This is a genomic window from Streptococcus sp. AS14 (genome assembly GCF_000286495.1).
Taxonomy (GTDB): Bacteria; Bacillota; Bacilli; order Lactobacillales; family Streptococcaceae; genus Streptococcus; species Streptococcus sanguinis_P.
The window spans coordinates 327,183-344,435 of record NZ_ALKI01000018.1 but is presented as its reverse complement, the minus strand read 5'-3'; the positions used below and the strand labels follow the sequence as shown (position 1 = coordinate 344,435).

Below are 17,253 nucleotides of genomic sequence, written 5' to 3'. Positions count from 1 at the left end.
ATAATAGTTACTATAAAGATATCAAAGGAGAAGAAACGATGAAATCAGCAGTTTATACAAAAGCAGGCCAAGTTGGGCTCGCTGACATTGATCGTCCGCAAATAATTGAGGCAGATGATGCCATTATTCGGATTGTTCGGACCTGTGTCTGTGGCTCTGACCTATGGCGCTACCGCAGTCCAGATATTGAAGCAGGCCATCAAAATAGCGGGCATGAAGCGATTGGAATTGTCGAAGAAATCGGAGATGCAGTAACGACTGTTAAACCTGGTGACTTCGTTATCGCACCTTTCACTCATGGATGCGGGCAATGTGATGCCTGCCGAGCAGGATTTGACGGTACCTGTGATTCTCATATTGGGAATAACTGGTCAAATGGGGTGCAGGCAGAATATATGCGCTTCGAATTTGCTAACTGGGCTCTTATCAAAATTCCGGGCCAGCCTTCTGATTATACAGAAGGAATGCTCAAATCACTCTTGACACTGGCAGATGTCATGCCGACGGGTTACCATGCCGCGCGTGTGGCAGACGTCAAGCCTGGTGATAAGGTGGTCGTGATTGGTGACGGAGCTGTTGGACAATGCGCTGTGATTGCTGCTAAAATGCGTGGTGCTTCCCAAATCGTTCTTATGAGCCGTCACGAAGATCGACAAAAGATGGCTTTGGAGTCAGGAGCGACAGCTGTTGTTGCAGAACGTGGCGAAGAAGGAATTGCCAAGGTCCGTGAGATTCTAGGTGGCGGGGCAGATGCAGCTCTGGAATGTGTCGGAACAGAAGCAGCTGTTGATCAAGCTCTAGGAGTCCTGCACAACGGCGGCCGCTTAGGCTTTGTCGGTGTACCTCACTATAATAACCGAGCTCTTGGTTCTACCTTTGCTCAAAATATTACAGTGGCAGGCGGAGCGGCCTCTGTCACGACTTACGACAAGCAAATCTTGCTCAAGGCAGTTCTTGATGGTGATATTAATCCGGGCAAGGTCTTTACTAGTGAGTACAGGCTGGATGAGATTGACCAAGCTTATAAGGATATGGATGAACGCAAGACCATTAAGTCCATGATTGTCTTTGATTAGGTGTAGAAGAAAAACAGCCTTGCTGCGGTCTCTTTAAGATGGTAGTAGGCTGTTTTTGCATGGCTTGGTAGGTATTTTTTAGGAAAGGAAATTCATTATTTTTGTTCTCTGCACCAAGCTATCCATCTTGACCATTCGGCGGCCAGATGGAGCTGGTGTTCTTTGATAAGGCTGTCTGGACAAAGGCTGGGGAATTCGACGCAGAATCGGGCTTCTAGGCCTTTTTCTGTGTCGCGAAACTGATGGCGAATACCACCGATATTGCTACCATCCGCTAGACTGGCGGCACCGACAGTTTGGAAGGGAGAAGACGCATCACGAGGCTCCTCTATCTCATCTTCAGCACCAAGGTCAAGAAAAAACTGTGTTGGCAGTAGGCTGTTTCCTGCAGTCTCAATGACTTCAAGTTTGTCTCCGTGCGGCTGCAAGGCATAATGGTCTGGACAGGCACCAAGATTGATGCTTTTATGAGCATGTGTTTTTTCTAGCATCAACTTTTCTAGCTTTTTACTGAAAGAAGCGGCAGTCAATCCACTTGCAAAAATCGTTACAACAGCTCTTTTTCGTGGTTTCTTGGACCATTTGGCCGCCCATTTCATTAAATATTGGCTCCATTTGAGTTTAGTTCCTATTTTCTGGATTAGCTCCTCGTATGTCAGCTTCATTTTTGCTTCTAGTAGGGCCTGGTCTAAAATCTCCGTGTTGTCAGTATTCGGCAGCTGCAAATTAAGTATCTTAGCTGCTTTAAGGATTCTCTGCTTCCGCCATTGCTCAATTCTTTCTTGACTGACTTCCTTTTGATTGATCATAATCTTCATCTTTTAATCCTCCTATTCTTGCCTTCTGCTTATATTTATTATATAGTGGGAGCTGGATGACATACAAGCATCAATTTTAGAGAGACTGTTGCATTTTGAGGTGAATGGCATGTATGAGAAAAAAAGAAGAAAGACAGAAAAGCGGATAGAGACTAGCTTACTGCAGCTGATGAAAGAGCAGACTTTTGAGACTATCAGTATTCGTCAGCTGATTGACTTGGCAGAGGTGAATCGCAGTACCTTTTATCGGCATTATCTGGATAAATATAATCTGCTGGAGAAGATAGAAGACCGCTTGCTAGGTGATTTGCAGGCCTATTATCAAGAGGCTCTAGGTTCTGCTTGCTTGTTCAAGTTAGAAAAGGATTTTAAAGTGGAAGACTATATCCATGAGAAACAAAATCTTTTTCATTTTTTTGAGCCTCACTTGGAAGACTTAGCCATTCTTTTAGGGCCGAATGGCAGTCCAACTAGTTCGCGGCGGTTGCAGGAAGCTTTGAGGGAGATTTTCTGGCAGAGTATTTCCTTGGGGAATCCAAATTTAGAGGAGGTAGAAGCGGATTTGCTGCTGAATCATCAGGTCGCGTCCTTTATGGGAACCCTGACTTACTGGCTGGCTCATCCTCGCTATAAGGCTCAGCAAATGAGTGATTTTCATGCTAGGGTGACCGCTGTCGGTCTGGCAGGTTTTGTCAGAGAGCATATGCAGGGGGATTGACAGGATAGTTTTTCCAGTTTGCTTCTTTATGGTATAATAGTCTCGAATATCTCAAAGGAGGACAGCTTTGTTTTTAGCTTTTAAAGAGATTGTCTATAGTCGCGGACGCTATCGTTTGGTGGTTGCTGTGGTCTTTCTCATTACCTATATGGTTTTCTTTTTATCCAGTCTTTCCGTCGGTTTGGCTAGGCTCAATCGCTTGGCTTTGGACCAATGGCAGGCTGAGTCGATCGTTTTGTCGGAGTACGCAAATAAGAATCTAATAGCTTCGACTCTCAAGGAAGAGGAATACAGCCGCCTGCTTCAAGGGGACTCAATCGCTGCTTTGGGACAAACGTCAGCAGTGGCCAATTATGAAGATGGGACTGATAAACTCAATGCTCAGGTTTTTGGTCTCTCTTGGGATAGTTTTCTAGCGCCTGGCATTATTGAGGGACGTCCTGCTGAGAATGCTTATGAAGTTATTGCGGATAAGCGCCTGCAGCAAAAAGGTGTAAAATTAGGCGACCAACTCCAGCTTAATGGCAGTGAGCGCCTCTATCAGGTTGTTGGTTTCACAGAGGATAATAGCTTCTTTACGCAACCTGTAATTTTTATGGATCTAGATGATTTCAGGGAATTAAAGTACGGCTCTAGTCAGGTTAAGAATATCAGCGCACTTGTGGTCAAGGATGGTCAGAAGGTTGAAGAAGCAGGACTTAGTCAACTCTCTATGAGTGATTTTATAGAAAATATCCCTGGTTATCAGCCTCAGGTACTGACTTTTTCCTTTATGATTGGTGCCATGGTTCTGATTACATTTTTGGTATTGGGAATTTTCATGTACATCATTACTATCCAAAAGACCCATCTTTACGGTATTATGCGCGCCCAAGGAATTGCCAGTGGGAAGATTATTGCTTCTATTTTTTGGCAGATTTTTATCCTGTCCACTCTGGGAATCAGCTTAGCTGTCTTGGCTCTCTTGGGAACCCAGCTAGTCTTGCCGGCTTCTATGCCTTTTTACAGTGACTGGCGAGCTTATGCTGGATTGATTGTCCTGATTATTTTCATGTCACTGGCTGGCGGACTCTTGTCCATTCATCGGGTTCTGAAAATTGACCCTATCACAGCGATTGGAGGTGAGTAAATGTCAATCATAGAACTAAAAGGGGTTACAAAAGAATACGGCCAGGGACATACGCTGGTTCAAGCTCTAAAACCAACTGATTTCCGATTGGAAGCAGGGCAGTTTGTAGCTATTATTGGGCCGTCAGGCTCGGGTAAAACAACCCTTCTGACCTTGCTGGGGCATTTACAAAAGCCTTCAAAAGGGCAGATTCTTCTGCATGGGAAAGATACTTCCCAGCTCAAGGAAAAGGAACGGGCTGCTCTGCGTTTCAATGATTTCGGCTTTATTTTGCAGGCTTCCAATCTCATTCCTTTTCTGAAAATCGAAGACCAGTTTCAGCTGATTGACCGCTTATCTAAAAAGGAGAGAACAGATCTAGACAGTCTGATTGAGTTGCTGGATCTTAAAGGAACACTCAAGCAATATCCGAAAGAATTGTCCGGCGGAGAACGGCAGAGAGCTGCTATCGCTAGAGCGCTTTACAATAGCCCTGATATTATCTTGGCTGATGAGCCGACAGCTAGTCTGGATACAGAGCGGGCCAAGCGCGTGGTCCATCTGCTCAAAGAGGTGACCCAGAAATTCCATAAGAGCGTAGTCATGATTACCCATGATACCCGCCTGCTGGACGAAGTCGATAAGGTCTATGAGATGCAAGACGGAGTGCTGACTCAAGTTCGATAAAGTTTTAGAATGGTTTATGCAATCAAATAGAGAAAAAAAGGAGAGGACTATGATACATTATAAAATAAATCCTCAGCTGGATTTTACGGCAGTGCTAGACCTCTATGATTCGGTTAGTTGGAGCAATTACACTAATCGACCTCAGCAGTTAGAGCAAGCCTTCCATCAGTCCTTATTTGTGATGGCGGCCTATGACGAAGATAAGTTGGTTGGTTTGATTCGAGCAGTCGGGGATGGACTTACCATTGTCTTCATTCAGGATTTGCTGGTGTATCCACACTACCAGCGTCAGGGGATTGGACGGAGCCTTCTTCAGAAAACATTGGAAAGATTTAAGGATATTTACCAAATCCAGCTGGCGACGGAGCAGTCAGATAAAAATCTAGCTTTTTATCGAGAGCTCGGCTTTCGCCGACAGAGAGATTTTGATTGTACTGGCATGATTTATGCACCTGATAAAAAGTAAAATTCTAGAGGAGCTTGTTAATAAGCTCCTTTTGTTATGTTTAGAAGAGAAAAAGGGAATAGAACTAGACCGATGAAAATATTTTTCGGCCTTTTTTTGTTTTTTCTTGACAGTTAAATTGTCAGAATTTATAATAAAAGAAGAAAGGTGATAACGGTGTTATCGAATTTAAATCATGAAAAAAGAAACAGATGAGTTAAATGAAAAAATCTTGGAAAGCGCAAGGAGTGAGTTCTTAGCTTATGGCTATCAGGATGCTTCACTGCGGAGAATTTGTCGCGCTGCTGGCTTGACGACTGGGGCACTTTATAAGCGCTATGAGAGTAAGGACAGTCTCTTTACTGCCCTGCTTGAGCCTACTCTGACAGCCTTAGACCAGTATGGACAAGAGCAGAAGCGACGTGACTATGATTTCCTAGAAGAGGGACACCTGTCTGACATGTGGGCACATCGCTTAGAGGATCTCCAGTCCCTGATGCGGATTCTCTATGAGCATAAGGATATTATGCAGCTCTTGCTCTTTAAATCTCAGGGATCTTCGCAAGCGGACTTCAGGATGAGTCTGCCTCATTTGGCTGCAGACGAGACTTATCGCTATTTGGAGCTGGCTTACAAAGAGGGAAAGATCAATCGTTTGGTCAAACATGAGTTTCTGCGATCGTGCATGACATCTTATTACACAGCTGTATTTGAGCCCTTGGCTCAAGACTGGCCCCAAGAGCAGGCGCTGGAATTTTGCCATTCCATCATGGACTTGTTTGACTGGGGAGGTTTGCTAGGTTTTTGATAGAAAGAAGGAAATTCTATGAAGAAAAAATCTGTCCTTGCTTGGATTTGGGACTTTGTCTCCCTTCATAAGATATATTTTGTGCTCAGTCTGATCTTTGCCTTTGCCTCTGTGATTTCAGGATTTCTGCCTTATTTCTTTATTGGCGGTATGATTAATCAGATCTTGGCTGGCAATAAAAACTGGGATTTCTACCTGCAGCAATCAGCCTGGGTGGGTCTGGCCTGGATTGGCTACTGGGGATTCCACGGTATTTCTACCATGCTGTCGCATACGGCTACTTTTAAGATTCTAGCGGAAATGCGGCACCGCCTGACAGATAAGCTAGCTAGGCTGCCTTTAGGTACAGTGCTTAGTCAGTCATCAGGCAGCTATAAAAACATTATCGTTGAGCGGGTGGATGCGACCGAAACGACCTTGGCTCACCTGATTCCAGAGTTTACCGCTGGGATTTTTGGTCCGATTATTGTTCTCATTGCTATGCTAGTCATCGATTGGCGGCTGACCTTGTTGTCTCTCCTGACTATTCCCATCGTGGTGCTGGCCTATATGCGGATGGCTGTCAATAGCGAAGCAGACTATCAAAATACTCTGGTCAAGACCAAAAAACTCAATGATACAGCAGTGGAATATATCAATGGGATTGAGGTTATCAAGGTTTTTGGCAAAGAAAAATTTTCTTACGATAAGTTTGTGACGGCTGCTAGAGAAGGAGCAGACTGCTTTATTGAGTGGATGCGCAAGTTCAATCTGGAGATGGGCATTGTGACTGCATTTCTGCCATCAGGCTTGCTCTTTCTGCTGCCGGCTGGCTGTTATTTCTATCTGCAAGGCAGCCTGACTGCTGGCAATTTCATTCTGATGATTATTCTATCGCTCAGTCTTCTGACTCCTCTGATTTTAGTTGCTAGTTATATGGACGATTTACGGAAAATCAGCACTATTTTTGGCCAAGTCATTGATATTTTGGAAAAGCCTGATTTGAAAAGGCCTCAGGAGCTGAAAGAACTTCCAAGAGGAAGGGATCTAGTCATGACGGATGTCAGCTTTGGCTATACAGATGAAGAGGAGGTGCTGCATGGAATTTCGCTAGATATTAAGGCTGGCAGCATCAATGCTTTAGTTGGGCCATCAGGCTCAGGTAAGTCTACAATTGCCAAGCTTCTAGCTTCTTTCTGGGATGTCACTTCTGGTCAGATTACCTATGGGGGCTTGGATATTCGCCAGCTTCCGCTAGACTATTACAGTCGGCAGATTGCTTACGTGACCCAAGATAACTATCTCTTTGATGAGACCATTATGGAAAATATCCGAATGGGAAATCCAGCAGCTTCTGATGAAGAGGTCATCGAAATTGCCCGTCGTTGTGGCTGTTATGACTTTATCATGAACTTGGAAGAAGGTTTTGAGACTCAGGTAGGCTCTGGCGGCGGTCATCTATCTGGTGGGGAGCGTCAGCGGATTGCCATCGCCCGTGCCATGCTTAAGGATGCGCCGATTCTTATCTTGGATGAAGCAACTGCTTATACAGATCCGGAAAATGAAGCACGGATTCAGTCCAGTCTAGCTAGTCTGATTGAGGGACGAACCTTGATTGTCATTGCCCACAGGCTGTCTACGATTATGAGTGCAGACCAAATAGTTCTGGTCAATGATGGTCGGATTGAAGCTAGGGGCCGGCATGAAGAATTGCTGGCAGCCAGTCCGCTTTATGCTTCCATGTGGCAGGCCCATATTGCTACCAGGGATAGTGGTGAGATGGAAGGAGGGCTGACTCATGCTTAATATACTGAAGAAATTCTTTGATTTCTGTACGGCAGAGGATCGTAGGAAATTTTATCAATCTATTTATCTGGGCATCATCAAGTCCTTTATCATCGCTCTGCGTATCCCAGCAATCGGCCTAGTCGTTATGGGACTGATTGAGAAGAATCTCTCTATGCGGACCTTCTGGCTGGCTCTGGGCATCATGTTGGTATCCACTGTGCTAAACGTCTGGATTACCCTGAAAATAACCATGCTGCAGACGGAAGCGGGCTATCATACCTGTGCTCAGAAGCGGATTGAAATTGCTGAGCACATGCGCTATTTGCCCATGGGTTACTTTAATCAAAATAGCTTGGGCAAGATTACCAGTGTTACGACTAATACGCTGGAAGGGCTGTCTGATGTCGCTACTCGGGTAGTTATGATGACCGTGCAGGGCTTTCTGACGACTGGTCTCATCACTATTTTGGTCTTTCTCTATGACTGGCGAATTGGACTGGTTCTCTTGGTGGGTCTCGTCCTCTTTCTCCTGCCCAATACCCTCATGCGTTGGCAAGTTGGCAAGGTTTCTGATGACAAGTATCAGGCGGATATGGACCTAGTAGCCGTTGTTTTGGAGTACAGCCAAGGTATTGCTGAAGTTAAGAACTACAATCTGGTCAACCGTTCTGCCAAGAAGCTGTCCAAGGCTATTGAAGGCAAGAGTCAGCTAGATACTAAAATGACACTCGTGACCTCACCTTACATTGCCCTCCAGGGCATGGTGACCAAGCTGACCGGTCTCTTTATGGGTCTTTTCTCTATCTATTTTTATCTCAATGGCAGTATGGAGCTGCTGGTAACCATTATGATGATTGTCAGTGGTTTTATGATTTATGAAAATCTAGACGGCGTTGGCTCTTTCTCTTCTCTCCTGCGCATTGTTGATCTGTCGGTTGATATGGTCAATCAAGTCTTGGCTATCCAGCCGATGGACATCAGCGGTCAGGATATTGAGCCTAAGAGCAGTCGTATTGAGCTGAGAGATGTTAGCTTCTCTTATGGAAATAAGAAAATTATTGACCGGGTTTCCCTCACCATTCCAGAAAAAACGACGACTGCTTTGGTCGGACCTTCTGGATCAGGCAAAACAACGCTCTGCAACCTCATCGCCCGCTTCTGGGATGTGGATCAGGGGAGTATTAGTTTAGACGGGCATGATGTTAGGGAATACAGCTATGACAGCCTGATTCGTAATTTCAGCTTTGTCTTTCAAAGCGTCTATCTCTTTGAGGATACCATTGCTAATAACATTCGTTTTGGCAAGCCAGAGGCCAGTCAGGAAGAAGTAATAGAGGCTGCCAAGAAAGCGGCCTGTCATGACTTTATTCTCTCGCTGCCTGATGGCTATGATACCAAGATAGGTGAAGGAGGTGCCAGTCTTTCTGGAGGTGAGCGCCAGCGCATTTCCATCGCTCGAGCTATTATCAAGGATGCACCTATTATCATTCTTGATGAAGCAACAGCTAATGTTGACCCCGAAAACGAAGAAGCCCTCATGCAGGCTATTCAGGCTCTGACTCGCGATAAAACCATTATCATGATTGCCCACCGACTCAAGACGGTTGAGCATGCTGACCAGATTTTGGTGCTGGATCAAGGTCGTATTGTCGAGCAAGGCAAACACCAAGACTTACTAGCCAAACAAGGCATTTACAGTAAGTTTATCCAAGAAAGAAAAACAGCCGCCAGTTGGCGGATTGAGATGGGTGAGTGATAAAATGATACAGCAAGCTATTTGGCTTGCTGTTTTTAATTTCGAGAAAGGATGGTATAATAATCATAAAGATTAACGAGCAGAAGTAGGAGAAAGATGGAAAGAGCAGAGAAACAGCCTCCTGGCCGGGCCTTTAGTTTGCATGATTTGAGCACTCGGAAGATTTGGCTGGAAAGCAATCATTTGCATGTTCAGTTTGATTATATGATTGATTATAGTCAGGAGGGCGAAAAGTATTATGAAGCTGGCATTTGCTTTGAAAATGTTGAGCTTGATTATTGTCAAATCTACATTTTGGACAGTCAAGAAAATCGGGCATTCACTGGTGTTTACTATCCATTAGAACATTTTCTAAAAGAATATCCGCAATTTATTATTACAATTATTCACGAATATTACAGTGATAAAAAGTGTCTTTGGCAGGGAGAATTATCAATAGGAAATAAGATTTTTCCTTGTCAGCTCCAAATAATGTATGAAGGCTGCATGAACTGTCGGATCGGAAAAGAAAAAGAATAAAGAGTTTAACTACAGAGAAAGAGGTACCCCATGAATGAAATCAAATGCCCCAACTGCGGGGAGGTTTTTACTGTCAATGAGAGCCAGTACAGTGAGCTTTTGTCGCAGGTTCGGACAGCAGAGTTTGACAAGGAAATTCATGCTCGGATTGAGCAGGAACTGGCTTTAGCAGAGCAAAAATCCCAGAATGCCCAACAAGCTCTGCTATCGCAGAAAGAGCAGGAAATTAGCAAGCTTCAAAGTCAGATTGCTCAGTTTGAGACCCAGCAGGAATTGGCAAAGAAAGAGGCGGAGCAGGCAGCTAGTCTTCAATTGCAGGAGAAGGATAAGGAAGTTCAGCAATTGGAAAGTCAGCTGACAACTCTGCGCTTGGAGCATGAAAATCAACTTCAAAAGACCTTGTCTGCGCTGGAAAAAGAGCGAGACGAGGTTAAGAACCAGCTAGTCTTGCAAGAAAAGGAAGCAGCGCTGGCTCAGACCTCGCTCAAAGAGCGCTATGAGGTAGAGCTGCGGCAGAAAGATGAGACCATAGAGTTCTACAAGGATTTTAAAGCCAAGCAGTCCACTAAGATGATTGGCGAGAGTTTGGAACAGCACTGTGAGTACGAGTTTAACAAGAACCGTATGGCCATGTTTCCGCGAGCGGAGTTTGGCAAGGACAATGATGCCAGAACAGGCAGCAAGGGCGACTACATTTACCGTGAGGTGGATGAAAATGGTGTAGAAATCCTCTCCATCATGTTTGAGATGAAAAATGAAGGCGATGAGACAGCGACCAAGAAGAAAAACGAGCATTTCTTCAAAGAGTTGGATAAGGATCGGCGGGAGAAAGGCTGCGAGTATGCTATTCTGGTGACGCTTCTGGAGTCTGACAGCGAGCTCTACAATTCGGGTATTGTCGATGTGTCCTATGCCTATGAGAAGATGTATGTTATCCGGCCTCAGTTCTTCCTACCCATGATTACCCTCCTGCGTAATGCTGCGCTCAACTCGCTCCAGTACAAGCAGGAACTGGCCTTGGTGCGGGAGCAAAACATTGATATTACGCATTTTGAGGAAGATTTGGATGCCTTTAAAGTAGCTTTCGCCAAGAACTATCAGTCTGCTTCGACCAACTTTGGCAAGGCTATCGAGGAGATTGACAAGGCCATCCGCCGTATGGAAGAAATCAAGAAATTCCTGACAACCTCTGAAAACCAGCTGCGCTTAGCAAACAACAAACTGGACGATGTCTCTGTCAAAAAATTGACGCGCAAAAATCCTACCATGAAAGCAAAGTTTGAAGCTTTGAAGGGTGACTAGGAGGATTCTATGCAGATACGAAAAGCAACCATGAAAGATGCTGAAGCCTTACTGTCTTTATACGAAGACTTGGGCTATCCAACGACCGCTTCTAAGCTGGCTCGACGTTTAGAAACGATTCTTTCTCAGCCGCATTATGGCTGTCTTTTAGCTGAAAGAAACGGAGAAATTTTAGGTTTCTTAGGTTATGCAAAGCTCTTCTTTTTTGAAGCAGATGGATCTTACTATCGCATTTTAGCTTTGTCAGTTGCAAAAGAAACAAGACGACAAGGAATTGCTAGTAGGCTAATCGATGAATTGAAAAAACAAGCGGTAAAAGAAGGAGTTAAGGCACTGGCTCTAAATAGTGGATTAACTGCTGAACGAAATGCTGCACATCAGTTTTATCAGGCGGTTGGATTTGAAAAAGTGACTGCCGGCTTTGCTCTGCATTTAAAAAGTCAATATGAATAAACATGATAAAATAGTAGGGGAAACGAAGTAATGTCTACAGCAAAAGGGAAGACCTTATATTTTAACGATAAGAGCATGGACTATGTGACCTTTGGAAATGGTAAGAAACCTCTCCTCATCATTCCAGGTCTAGGGGATGGTTTGGCGACTGTCAAGGGAATGGCGCAAATGTTTGCCCTATCTTATAGGAGCTTCGCAACAGCTTACCAAGTGTATGTTTTTAGCAGAATCAATGAGTTGCCAGAAAATTATACAACACGAGATATGGCGACTGATATTGCTGAAGCTATGGAGGTTTTAGGTCTGAAAACGGTAGCTGTTCTAGGAATTTCCCAAGGCGGTATGCTTGCTCAGTGGTTGGCAGCAGATTTCCCGGAAAGAGTTGAAAAATTGATTTTGACAGTTACAACTGCGAAATTGAATAATCTTGGTAGGGAGCGGATTACTCGCTGGCTTGAGTTGAGTCAGACGGGAGCCTATAAGGAACTGATGTTGGATATTGCAAGTCACTCTTATACGCCAAAATCCTTTGGAAAGTTTAAATACCTTTATCGGATAATGGGAATCTTTGGTCGCATTAAAGATAAGCAGCGGATTGCTATTCAGGCCATATCTTGCTTAAGACATGATAGTCTGGCAGTTCTGGAAAAGATCAACTGTCCTACGCTGATCATTGGAGCAAAAGAAGATGATGTTCTAGGTGTGGGAGCTTCGCTCGAATTGCATCACCATATCAAAGATAGCCAGCTCACTATTTTGCCAGACTGTGGCCACGCACTCTATGAAGAGCATAAGAATTTCCAAAAGAGAGTTTTACTATTTTTAGAAAGTTAACCAATGAACGGAATTATCAACCTAAGAAAAGAAGCGGGCATGACCTCGCATGATGCGGTATTTAAGCTGCGCAAAATTTTAAAAAACAAGAAAATCGGTCATGGGGGAACCTTGGATCCAGATGTAGTAGGGGTGCTTCCGATTGCTGTGGGCAAGGCGACGCGCTTGGTAGAGTTTATGCAGGAGGAAGGCAAGGTCTACGAGGGGGAGATTACGCTAGGCTGCTCAACAACCACAGAGGATGCCAGTGGAGACATCCTTGATCGGACACCAGTGACAGAGCTTTTAGAAGAAGCCTTTATCGATGAAGCGATGGAGTCCATGACTGGTGAGATTCGCCAGATTCCACCCATGTATTCAGCAGTCAAGGTCAATGGCCGCAAGCTTTATGAGTATGCAAGAGCGGGTCAAGAAGTGGAGCGGCCAGAGCGGCAGGTGACCATCTATAGTTTCGAGCGCACCAGTCCGATTTCCTACGAAGATGAGCAAGCCCGCTTTCGTTTTCGAGTCAAGTGCAGCAAGGGGACCTATGTCCGAACCCTGTCTGTTGATTTGGGAGCCAAGCTTGGCTTTTCCAGTCACATGTCCCAGCTGACACGGACTTCCTCAGCAGGTATGAGCTTAGATGATGCCTTGACCCTGGATGAAATAGCAGAGCGAGTAGCAGTAGATGATTTCTCCTTTCTCCAACCACTCGAGTTAGGAATCGGAGATTTAGTGAAAGTTGAGCTCTCTGACGAGCAGGTTGAGGATGTGAGAAATGGCCGTTTTATCAACTTGATGTCAGAAGAAGCGGAGCTAGCTGGCTTTTATAAGGAGAAGTTAGTAGCCATTTTGGAAAAGCGGGAAGCAGCCTACAAGCCCCGCAAGGTCTTCCTTTAATATCCGCAGTAGAATTGTCAAAAGATTGTTACTCTTTTGTAATATGAAATGTGCGCTTGCATGTTATAATAATTTCATTAAACCTCACAAAAGGACAGCAACTGCACAACTGCTGTCCTTTTGTTTTGCTTTTTTTCGATTTTGACAAACGCCCTGACTAGAGCAGTCAAATCTTTTTGAATATTTTGCAGTTTAGCACGGAACGGATATTGTAAAAATAGCAAATGCGTAGTAAAATAGAGGAATGATGATAACCAAGAGAATTATAGATGAAAAAGGGATTGATCAGACAGAAGATACAGTCCTTGTTCTAGGCTATTTTGATGGGCTGCATAAGGGGCATCAGGCACTCTTTGAGAAAGCTAGAGAGATTGCCGATAAGCAAGGTCTCAAGATTGCAGTGATGACCTTCCCAGAGTCTCCTAAGCTGGCCTTTGTCCGCTATCAGCCTGAACTCATGCTGCATCTAGCTAGTCCTGAAGACCGGATGGCGCAGCTGGAAAGTCTAGGTGTTGACTATCTTTACCTGATTGATTTTACTAGCCAGTTTGCGGGCAATACAGCTCGGGACTTTTTTGAGAAGTACGTATCTCGTCTGCGTGCCAAGGCTGTGGTGGCTGGCTTTGACTATCATTTTGGCTCAGACCGCAAAGAGTCACATGAGCTGAGAGATTATTTTAATGGCAAGATTGTTATCGTTCCCTCGGTTAATCTGGATAATCAGAAGATTTCTTCCACTCGGATTCGGGAGACGATTGCTGTCGGAGATATGCTGAAAACTCAAGAATTGCTAGGCTATCCTCTATCTACGCGTGGCATTGTGGTTCATGGAAATGCCAGAGGACGGACGATTGGTTATCCAACAGCCAATCTAGCTCCCTTGGATCGAGTCCTGCTCCCAGGAGATGGCGTCTATGTCGCGGACGTTGAGCACAATGGTCAGCGCTATCGTGGTATGGCTAGTGTTGGGAAAAATGTAACTTTTGACGGGGATGAACTCCGTTTTGAGGTTAATATCTTTGATTTTTCTCAGGATATCTATGGTGATACCATTCGGATTTTCTGGCTGGATAAAATTCGCGAGATGGTTAAGTTTGATGGTATTGATAGCTTGATTGCTCAGCTGCAGAGTGATGAACGGATCGCTAGAAGTTGGACTGGTTATCGAAATAGTTGAAAAATTTATATTTTCATGACATTCGGCAGTAATTTTCAAAAAAATATAGTCAAGCCAAATAAAATTTAGTATAATAGAGGTAGTTATTATACAGAATTAGAAGAGAAACGCATGATTACATTATTTTTATCGCCGAGTTGTACTTCTTGCCGTAAGGCGCGTGCTTGGCTGCTAAATCATGAAGTGCCATTTCAGGAACATAATATCATGACGAGCCCTCTGTCAGCTCCCGAATTGCAACACATTCTTTCTCTGACAGAGAACGGTACAGACGACATTATTTCAACTCGCTCAAAAATTTTTCAGAAATTAGATTTGGATGTGGAGGATTTGTCCATTTCAACCTTGATTCAGTTGATTGAGGAAAATCCCAGTCTTTTGCGACGCCCAATTATTTTAGACGGCAAACGGATGCAAATCGGCTTTAACGAGGATGAAATTCGTGCTTTCCTGCCTCGTAGTTATCGTAAGGAAGAGTTAAGATCCGCAACCATGCGGGCAGATATTCAGTAAAGATGAACAAAAATTATAGTTACCCACTAGATTTATCGTGGAGCACTGAAGAGCTTGCTTCGGTGCTCTCTTTTTTTAATGATGTAGAAGCAGCTTATGAGCAGAAACTCCAAGCGGAAAAGCTCTTGAAGTCCTATGCGGCTTTCAAGCAAGTTGTTCCTAGCAAGGGCCAAGAGAAGCGAATCGGCCGTGAGTTTGAAAACGTCAGCGGTTATTCGCTTTATCGTGCTGTTCAAGAGGCAAAAAGTAAAGGTAAAGGAAGCATTTCTCTTGGAAAATAAATTTCATTTTGCTAAAGAAATCATCTACCAAGCTGGTGCTTTTTTGAGAGAACATCTCTATGATGATTTGGATGTGAGTCAAAAGACCAGTGCCACTGACTTGGTCACCCAGATGGACCGGAAGGTTCAGGATGATTTGGTGGCGAAGATTCTAGCCCGCTATCCGCAGGATGCTATTTTAGCGGAGGAAAATGGACTCCGACATAATATTACTGATGGTAATGTCTGGGTGATTGATCCGATTGACGGAACCACCAACTTTATCACTCAGAAGGCTGATTTTGCCGTTATGATTGCCTATTTTGAAGAGGGCATTGGCCGTTTTGGCCTGATTTATGACGTGACCAGAGATCAGCTCTATCATGGTGGCGGTGACTTTGACGTCTATTGTAATGACCGGAAACTTCCTGCTTTTGAGGATCGACCTTTTCAAGATTTTCTCATGGCTTCTAATGCCGGTATGCTGCAAGCCAATGATTGGGGCTTGGCAGACTTGGCTCGGGAGTGTTTAGGGGTTCGGGTTTATGGCAGTGCTGGGATTAGCTTTAGCAAGGTGCTGTCTGGCGGTCTCTTGGCTTATTTTTCCTACAACTGGCCTTGGGATTATGCGGCGGCTTCGATTATGGCGGAGAAGCTAGGCTTTATCGTGCAGACCTTGGATGGCAGTCAGCTAAATTTCCAGACTCGGCAGCCTGTCATGATGGTGCCTAAGTGCAAACTATCGGCTCTGAAGCCTTATTTAGAAAAGGGGAAGCAGTAGATGGACTTTCCTAAAGGTTTTAAAGAAAAATATGAGCAGATTTTAGGTGCAGAAGCGGCGGACTTTTTTGCGACTTTTGACGAGGAGCCGATTTCGGCCTTTCGCAGCAATCCTTTAAAAGAAGGCCAGCAGAATTTCTCAGATGCCATTCCTCAGACAAACTGGGGCTTTTATGGCAAGGTGTCTGGAAAGTCTGCTGAGCATGTGACTGGTCTGGTTTATTCGCAGGAGCCAGCAGCTCAGATGGTGGCTCAGATAGCAGCGCCATCTAAGGAGATGAAAGTCTTAGATTTGGCGGCAGCACCAGGTGGCAAGTCAACTCATCTTTTATCTTTTTTAGATAATACGGGCCTGCTTGTCTCCAATGAAATCAATAGTAAACGCTCTAAAATCTTAGTGGAGAACATTGAGCGCTTTGGTGCTAGAAATGTGCTTGTTACCAATGAATCTGCTGAGCGGTTGGCTCAGGTTTTCGAAGGATATTTTGATTTGATTGTGCTGGATGCCCCTTGTTCGGGCGAGGGTATGTTTCGCAAGCAGCCGGATGCTACTCAGTATTGGACTCCGGATTATCCTGCCCAATGCGCCCAGCTCCAGAGAGAGATTTTAACAGCTGCTATGAGCATGCTTGCCAAGGACGGTCGCTTAGTTTATTCGACCTGTACGTGGGCTCCTGAAGAAAATGAAGACATCGTTGCTTGGTTACTGGAAGAATTCCCTCTTGAACTGATTGATATTCCTAAGATAAACGGGATGACTGAAGGAATTGGCTTTCCTGAGACGGCTCGGATGTATCCGCATCGCTTCAAAGGTGAAGGTCAGTTTGCAGCCCACTTTCGTTTTACTGGTGAGAATAATAGTAAGAAGATTAAATCAGCTAAGAATCGCTTGACGAGTGAGCAAAGAAAGCTATGGCAGGACTTTGAGAGCAAGCATCTAAAAACGGTCTTGACTGGAGAACTGCAGACCTTTGGGGACAATCTTTATTTGTTGCCTGCTGGACTGCCAGACTTATCCAAGCTAAAGATTGCTCGTAACGGCCTGCATCTAGGAACGTTTAAGAAGAATCGCTTTGAGCCTAGCTTTGCCCTAGGCTTGGCTATGAAGCCAAGCGAGGTTTTGAAGCAGGTTGAAATCAATGAACAGGACTTCACGAAATATGCAGCAGGAGAGACGATTGAACTGGCAGAACCGCAGCCGAACGGCTGGTACCAGCTGGTCCTTGGCGGGAACGGTCTGGGCTTTGCAAAAGTTACTGGAAAAACCCTGAAAAATTATTTTCCAAAAGGCCTGAGATTTAGATAAAATATTGGGAAAAGCTGGTATTATATGATATAGTTGAAGATGTG

Annotated in this window: 19 protein-coding genes; 18 read left to right on the top strand and 1 reads right to left on the bottom strand. The window is 44.5% G+C overall.

Going from position 1 to position 17,253, the window contains the following annotated elements:
- Positions 1–38 precede the first annotated feature (38 nt).
- Positions 39–1,076 carry an alcohol dehydrogenase catalytic domain-containing protein gene (locus HMPREF1150_RS00440; protein WP_009660344.1) on the top strand — a complete coding sequence of 346 codons (1,038 nt, stop codon included), beginning with the start codon at positions 39–41 and terminating at the stop codon, positions 1,074–1,076.
- A 95-nt stretch (positions 1,077–1,171) separates the two neighbouring features.
- Here HMPREF1150_RS00440 and HMPREF1150_RS00445 read toward each other — a convergent pair whose 3' ends face one another.
- Positions 1,172–1,894: a hypothetical protein gene (locus tag HMPREF1150_RS00445; protein WP_009660267.1), complete on the bottom strand. Its 723-nt coding sequence runs from the start codon at positions 1,892–1,894 to the stop codon at positions 1,172–1,174.
- A 109-nt stretch (positions 1,895–2,003) separates the two neighbouring features.
- On the opposite strand from HMPREF1150_RS00445, the gene HMPREF1150_RS00450 reads away from it, so the two are divergent.
- The 17 genes from HMPREF1150_RS00450 to HMPREF1150_RS00520 all read left to right on the top strand — a co-directional run bounded on the left by HMPREF1150_RS00450 (position 2,004) and on the right by HMPREF1150_RS00520 (position 17,209).
- Complete coding sequence (locus HMPREF1150_RS00450; protein WP_009660291.1) at positions 2,004–2,612, top strand: TetR/AcrR family transcriptional regulator; 609 nt, start codon at positions 2,004–2,006, stop codon at positions 2,610–2,612.
- Between the two features lie 67 nt (positions 2,613–2,679).
- Positions 2,680–3,741, top strand: a complete 1,062-nt coding sequence (locus HMPREF1150_RS00455) for an ABC transporter permease (RefSeq protein ID WP_009660509.1) — start codon at positions 2,680–2,682, stop codon at positions 3,739–3,741.
- Positions 3,742–4,407, top strand: a complete 666-nt coding sequence (locus tag HMPREF1150_RS00460; RefSeq protein ID WP_009660407.1) for an ABC transporter ATP-binding protein — start codon at positions 3,742–3,744, stop codon at positions 4,405–4,407. It abuts the gene before it with no gap.
- 49 nt (positions 4,408–4,456) lie between these two features.
- Positions 4,457–4,873, top strand: coding sequence for a GNAT family N-acetyltransferase (locus HMPREF1150_RS00465; RefSeq protein WP_009660374.1), 417 nt, complete (start codon positions 4,457–4,459; stop codon positions 4,871–4,873).
- A gap of 175 nt (positions 4,874–5,048) precedes the next feature.
- Positions 5,049–5,660 carry a TetR/AcrR family transcriptional regulator gene (locus HMPREF1150_RS00470; protein WP_009660516.1) on the top strand — a complete coding sequence of 204 codons (612 nt, stop codon included), beginning with the start codon at positions 5,049–5,051 and terminating at the stop codon, positions 5,658–5,660.
- 18 nt (positions 5,661–5,678) lie between these two features.
- Positions 5,679–7,445 carry an ABC transporter ATP-binding protein gene (locus tag HMPREF1150_RS00475; RefSeq protein ID WP_009660279.1) on the top strand — a complete coding sequence of 589 codons (1,767 nt, stop codon included), beginning with the start codon at positions 5,679–5,681 and terminating at the stop codon, positions 7,443–7,445.
- A complete protein-coding gene (locus tag HMPREF1150_RS00480; RefSeq protein WP_009660481.1) occupies positions 7,438–9,183 on the top strand; it encodes an ABC transporter ATP-binding protein in 1,746 nt (581 codons plus the stop codon). Before HMPREF1150_RS00475 ends, HMPREF1150_RS00480 begins: the two co-directional genes overlap by 8 nt.
- Before the next feature lie 96 nt (positions 9,184–9,279).
- A complete protein-coding gene (locus tag HMPREF1150_RS00485) occupies positions 9,280–9,702 on the top strand; it encodes a hypothetical protein (RefSeq protein WP_009660401.1) in 423 nt (140 codons plus the stop codon).
- 30 nt (positions 9,703–9,732) lie between these two features.
- Positions 9,733–11,004 (top strand): DUF2130 domain-containing protein, encoded by a 1,272-nt coding sequence (locus tag HMPREF1150_RS00490; RefSeq protein WP_009660478.1) that lies wholly within the window; start codon positions 9,733–9,735, stop codon positions 11,002–11,004.
- A gap of 9 nt (positions 11,005–11,013) precedes the next feature.
- Positions 11,014–11,457 carry a GNAT family N-acetyltransferase gene (locus tag HMPREF1150_RS00495; RefSeq protein WP_009660288.1) on the top strand — a complete coding sequence of 148 codons (444 nt, stop codon included), beginning with the start codon at positions 11,014–11,016 and terminating at the stop codon, positions 11,455–11,457.
- A gap of 30 nt (positions 11,458–11,487) precedes the next feature.
- The gene (locus HMPREF1150_RS00500) at positions 11,488–12,291 is read left to right on the top strand and encodes an alpha/beta fold hydrolase (RefSeq protein WP_009660363.1); all 804 of its coding nucleotides are present in this window, start codon (positions 11,488–11,490) and stop codon (positions 12,289–12,291) included.
- 3 nt (positions 12,292–12,294) lie between these two features.
- Positions 12,295–13,173, top strand: coding sequence for a tRNA pseudouridine(55) synthase TruB (truB, locus tag HMPREF1150_RS00505; RefSeq protein ID WP_009660484.1), 879 nt, complete (start codon positions 12,295–12,297; stop codon positions 13,171–13,173).
- Positions 13,174–13,420: 247 nt separating this feature from the next.
- Positions 13,421–14,350, top strand: coding sequence for a bifunctional riboflavin kinase/FAD synthetase (locus tag HMPREF1150_RS00510; RefSeq protein ID WP_312022642.1), 930 nt, complete (start codon positions 13,421–13,423; stop codon positions 14,348–14,350).
- A 111-nt stretch (positions 14,351–14,461) separates the two neighbouring features.
- Positions 14,462–14,863: a Spx/MgsR family RNA polymerase-binding regulatory protein gene (locus HMPREF1150_RS0111365; RefSeq protein WP_002906786.1), complete on the top strand. Its 402-nt coding sequence runs from the start codon at positions 14,462–14,464 to the stop codon at positions 14,861–14,863.
- Positions 14,864–14,865: 2 nt separating this feature from the next.
- Positions 14,866–15,144, top strand: coding sequence for a UPF0223 family protein (locus tag HMPREF1150_RS0111360; RefSeq protein ID WP_032905777.1), 279 nt, complete (start codon positions 14,866–14,868; stop codon positions 15,142–15,144).
- Positions 15,134–15,904, top strand: a complete 771-nt coding sequence (locus HMPREF1150_RS00515) for an inositol monophosphatase family protein (RefSeq protein WP_009660381.1) — start codon at positions 15,134–15,136, stop codon at positions 15,902–15,904. Before HMPREF1150_RS0111360 ends, HMPREF1150_RS00515 begins: the two co-directional genes overlap by 11 nt.
- Complete coding sequence (locus tag HMPREF1150_RS00520; protein ID WP_009660456.1) at positions 15,905–17,209, top strand: RsmF rRNA methyltransferase first C-terminal domain-containing protein; 1,305 nt, start codon at positions 15,905–15,907, stop codon at positions 17,207–17,209. It begins immediately after the preceding gene.
- Positions 17,210–17,253 lie beyond the last annotated feature (44 nt).

Bases quoted from the DNA above. Each gene is read 5' to 3' on its own strand.
- HMPREF1150_RS00490 (WP_009660478.1), top strand. From the start codon at position 9,733: ATGAATGAAATCAAATGCCCCAACTGCGGGGAGGTTTTTACTGTCAAT.
- HMPREF1150_RS00465 (WP_009660374.1), top strand. From the start codon at position 4,457: ATGATACATTATAAAATAAATCCTCAGCTGGATTTTACGGCAGTGCTA.
- HMPREF1150_RS00480 (WP_009660481.1), top strand. From the start codon at position 7,438: ATGCTTAATATACTGAAGAAATTCTTTGATTTCTGTACGGCAGAGGAT.
- HMPREF1150_RS00500 (WP_009660363.1), top strand. From the start codon at position 11,488: ATGTCTACAGCAAAAGGGAAGACCTTATATTTTAACGATAAGAGCATG.
- HMPREF1150_RS00445 (WP_009660267.1), bottom strand. From the start codon at position 1,894: ATGAAGATTATGATCAATCAAAAGGAAGTCAGTCAAGAAAGAATTGAG.
- HMPREF1150_RS0111360 (WP_032905777.1), top strand. From the start codon at position 14,866: ATGAACAAAAATTATAGTTACCCACTAGATTTATCGTGGAGCACTGAA.
- HMPREF1150_RS00450 (WP_009660291.1), top strand. From the start codon at position 2,004: ATGTATGAGAAAAAAAGAAGAAAGACAGAAAAGCGGATAGAGACTAGC.
- HMPREF1150_RS00460 (WP_009660407.1), top strand. From the start codon at position 3,742: ATGTCAATCATAGAACTAAAAGGGGTTACAAAAGAATACGGCCAGGGA.
- HMPREF1150_RS00475 (WP_009660279.1), top strand. From the start codon at position 5,679: ATGAAGAAAAAATCTGTCCTTGCTTGGATTTGGGACTTTGTCTCCCTT.
- HMPREF1150_RS00440 (WP_009660344.1), top strand. From the start codon at position 39: ATGAAATCAGCAGTTTATACAAAAGCAGGCCAAGTTGGGCTCGCTGAC.
- HMPREF1150_RS00470 (WP_009660516.1), top strand. From the start codon at position 5,049: ATGAAAAAAGAAACAGATGAGTTAAATGAAAAAATCTTGGAAAGCGCA.
- truB (WP_009660484.1), top strand. From the start codon at position 12,295: ATGAACGGAATTATCAACCTAAGAAAAGAAGCGGGCATGACCTCGCAT.
- HMPREF1150_RS00485 (WP_009660401.1), top strand. From the start codon at position 9,280: ATGGAAAGAGCAGAGAAACAGCCTCCTGGCCGGGCCTTTAGTTTGCAT.
- HMPREF1150_RS00510 (WP_312022642.1), top strand. From the start codon at position 13,421: ATGATAACCAAGAGAATTATAGATGAAAAAGGGATTGATCAGACAGAA.
- HMPREF1150_RS00520 (WP_009660456.1), top strand. From the start codon at position 15,905: ATGGACTTTCCTAAAGGTTTTAAAGAAAAATATGAGCAGATTTTAGGT.
- HMPREF1150_RS0111365 (WP_002906786.1), top strand. From the start codon at position 14,462: ATGATTACATTATTTTTATCGCCGAGTTGTACTTCTTGCCGTAAGGCG.
- HMPREF1150_RS00495 (WP_009660288.1), top strand. From the start codon at position 11,014: ATGCAGATACGAAAAGCAACCATGAAAGATGCTGAAGCCTTACTGTCT.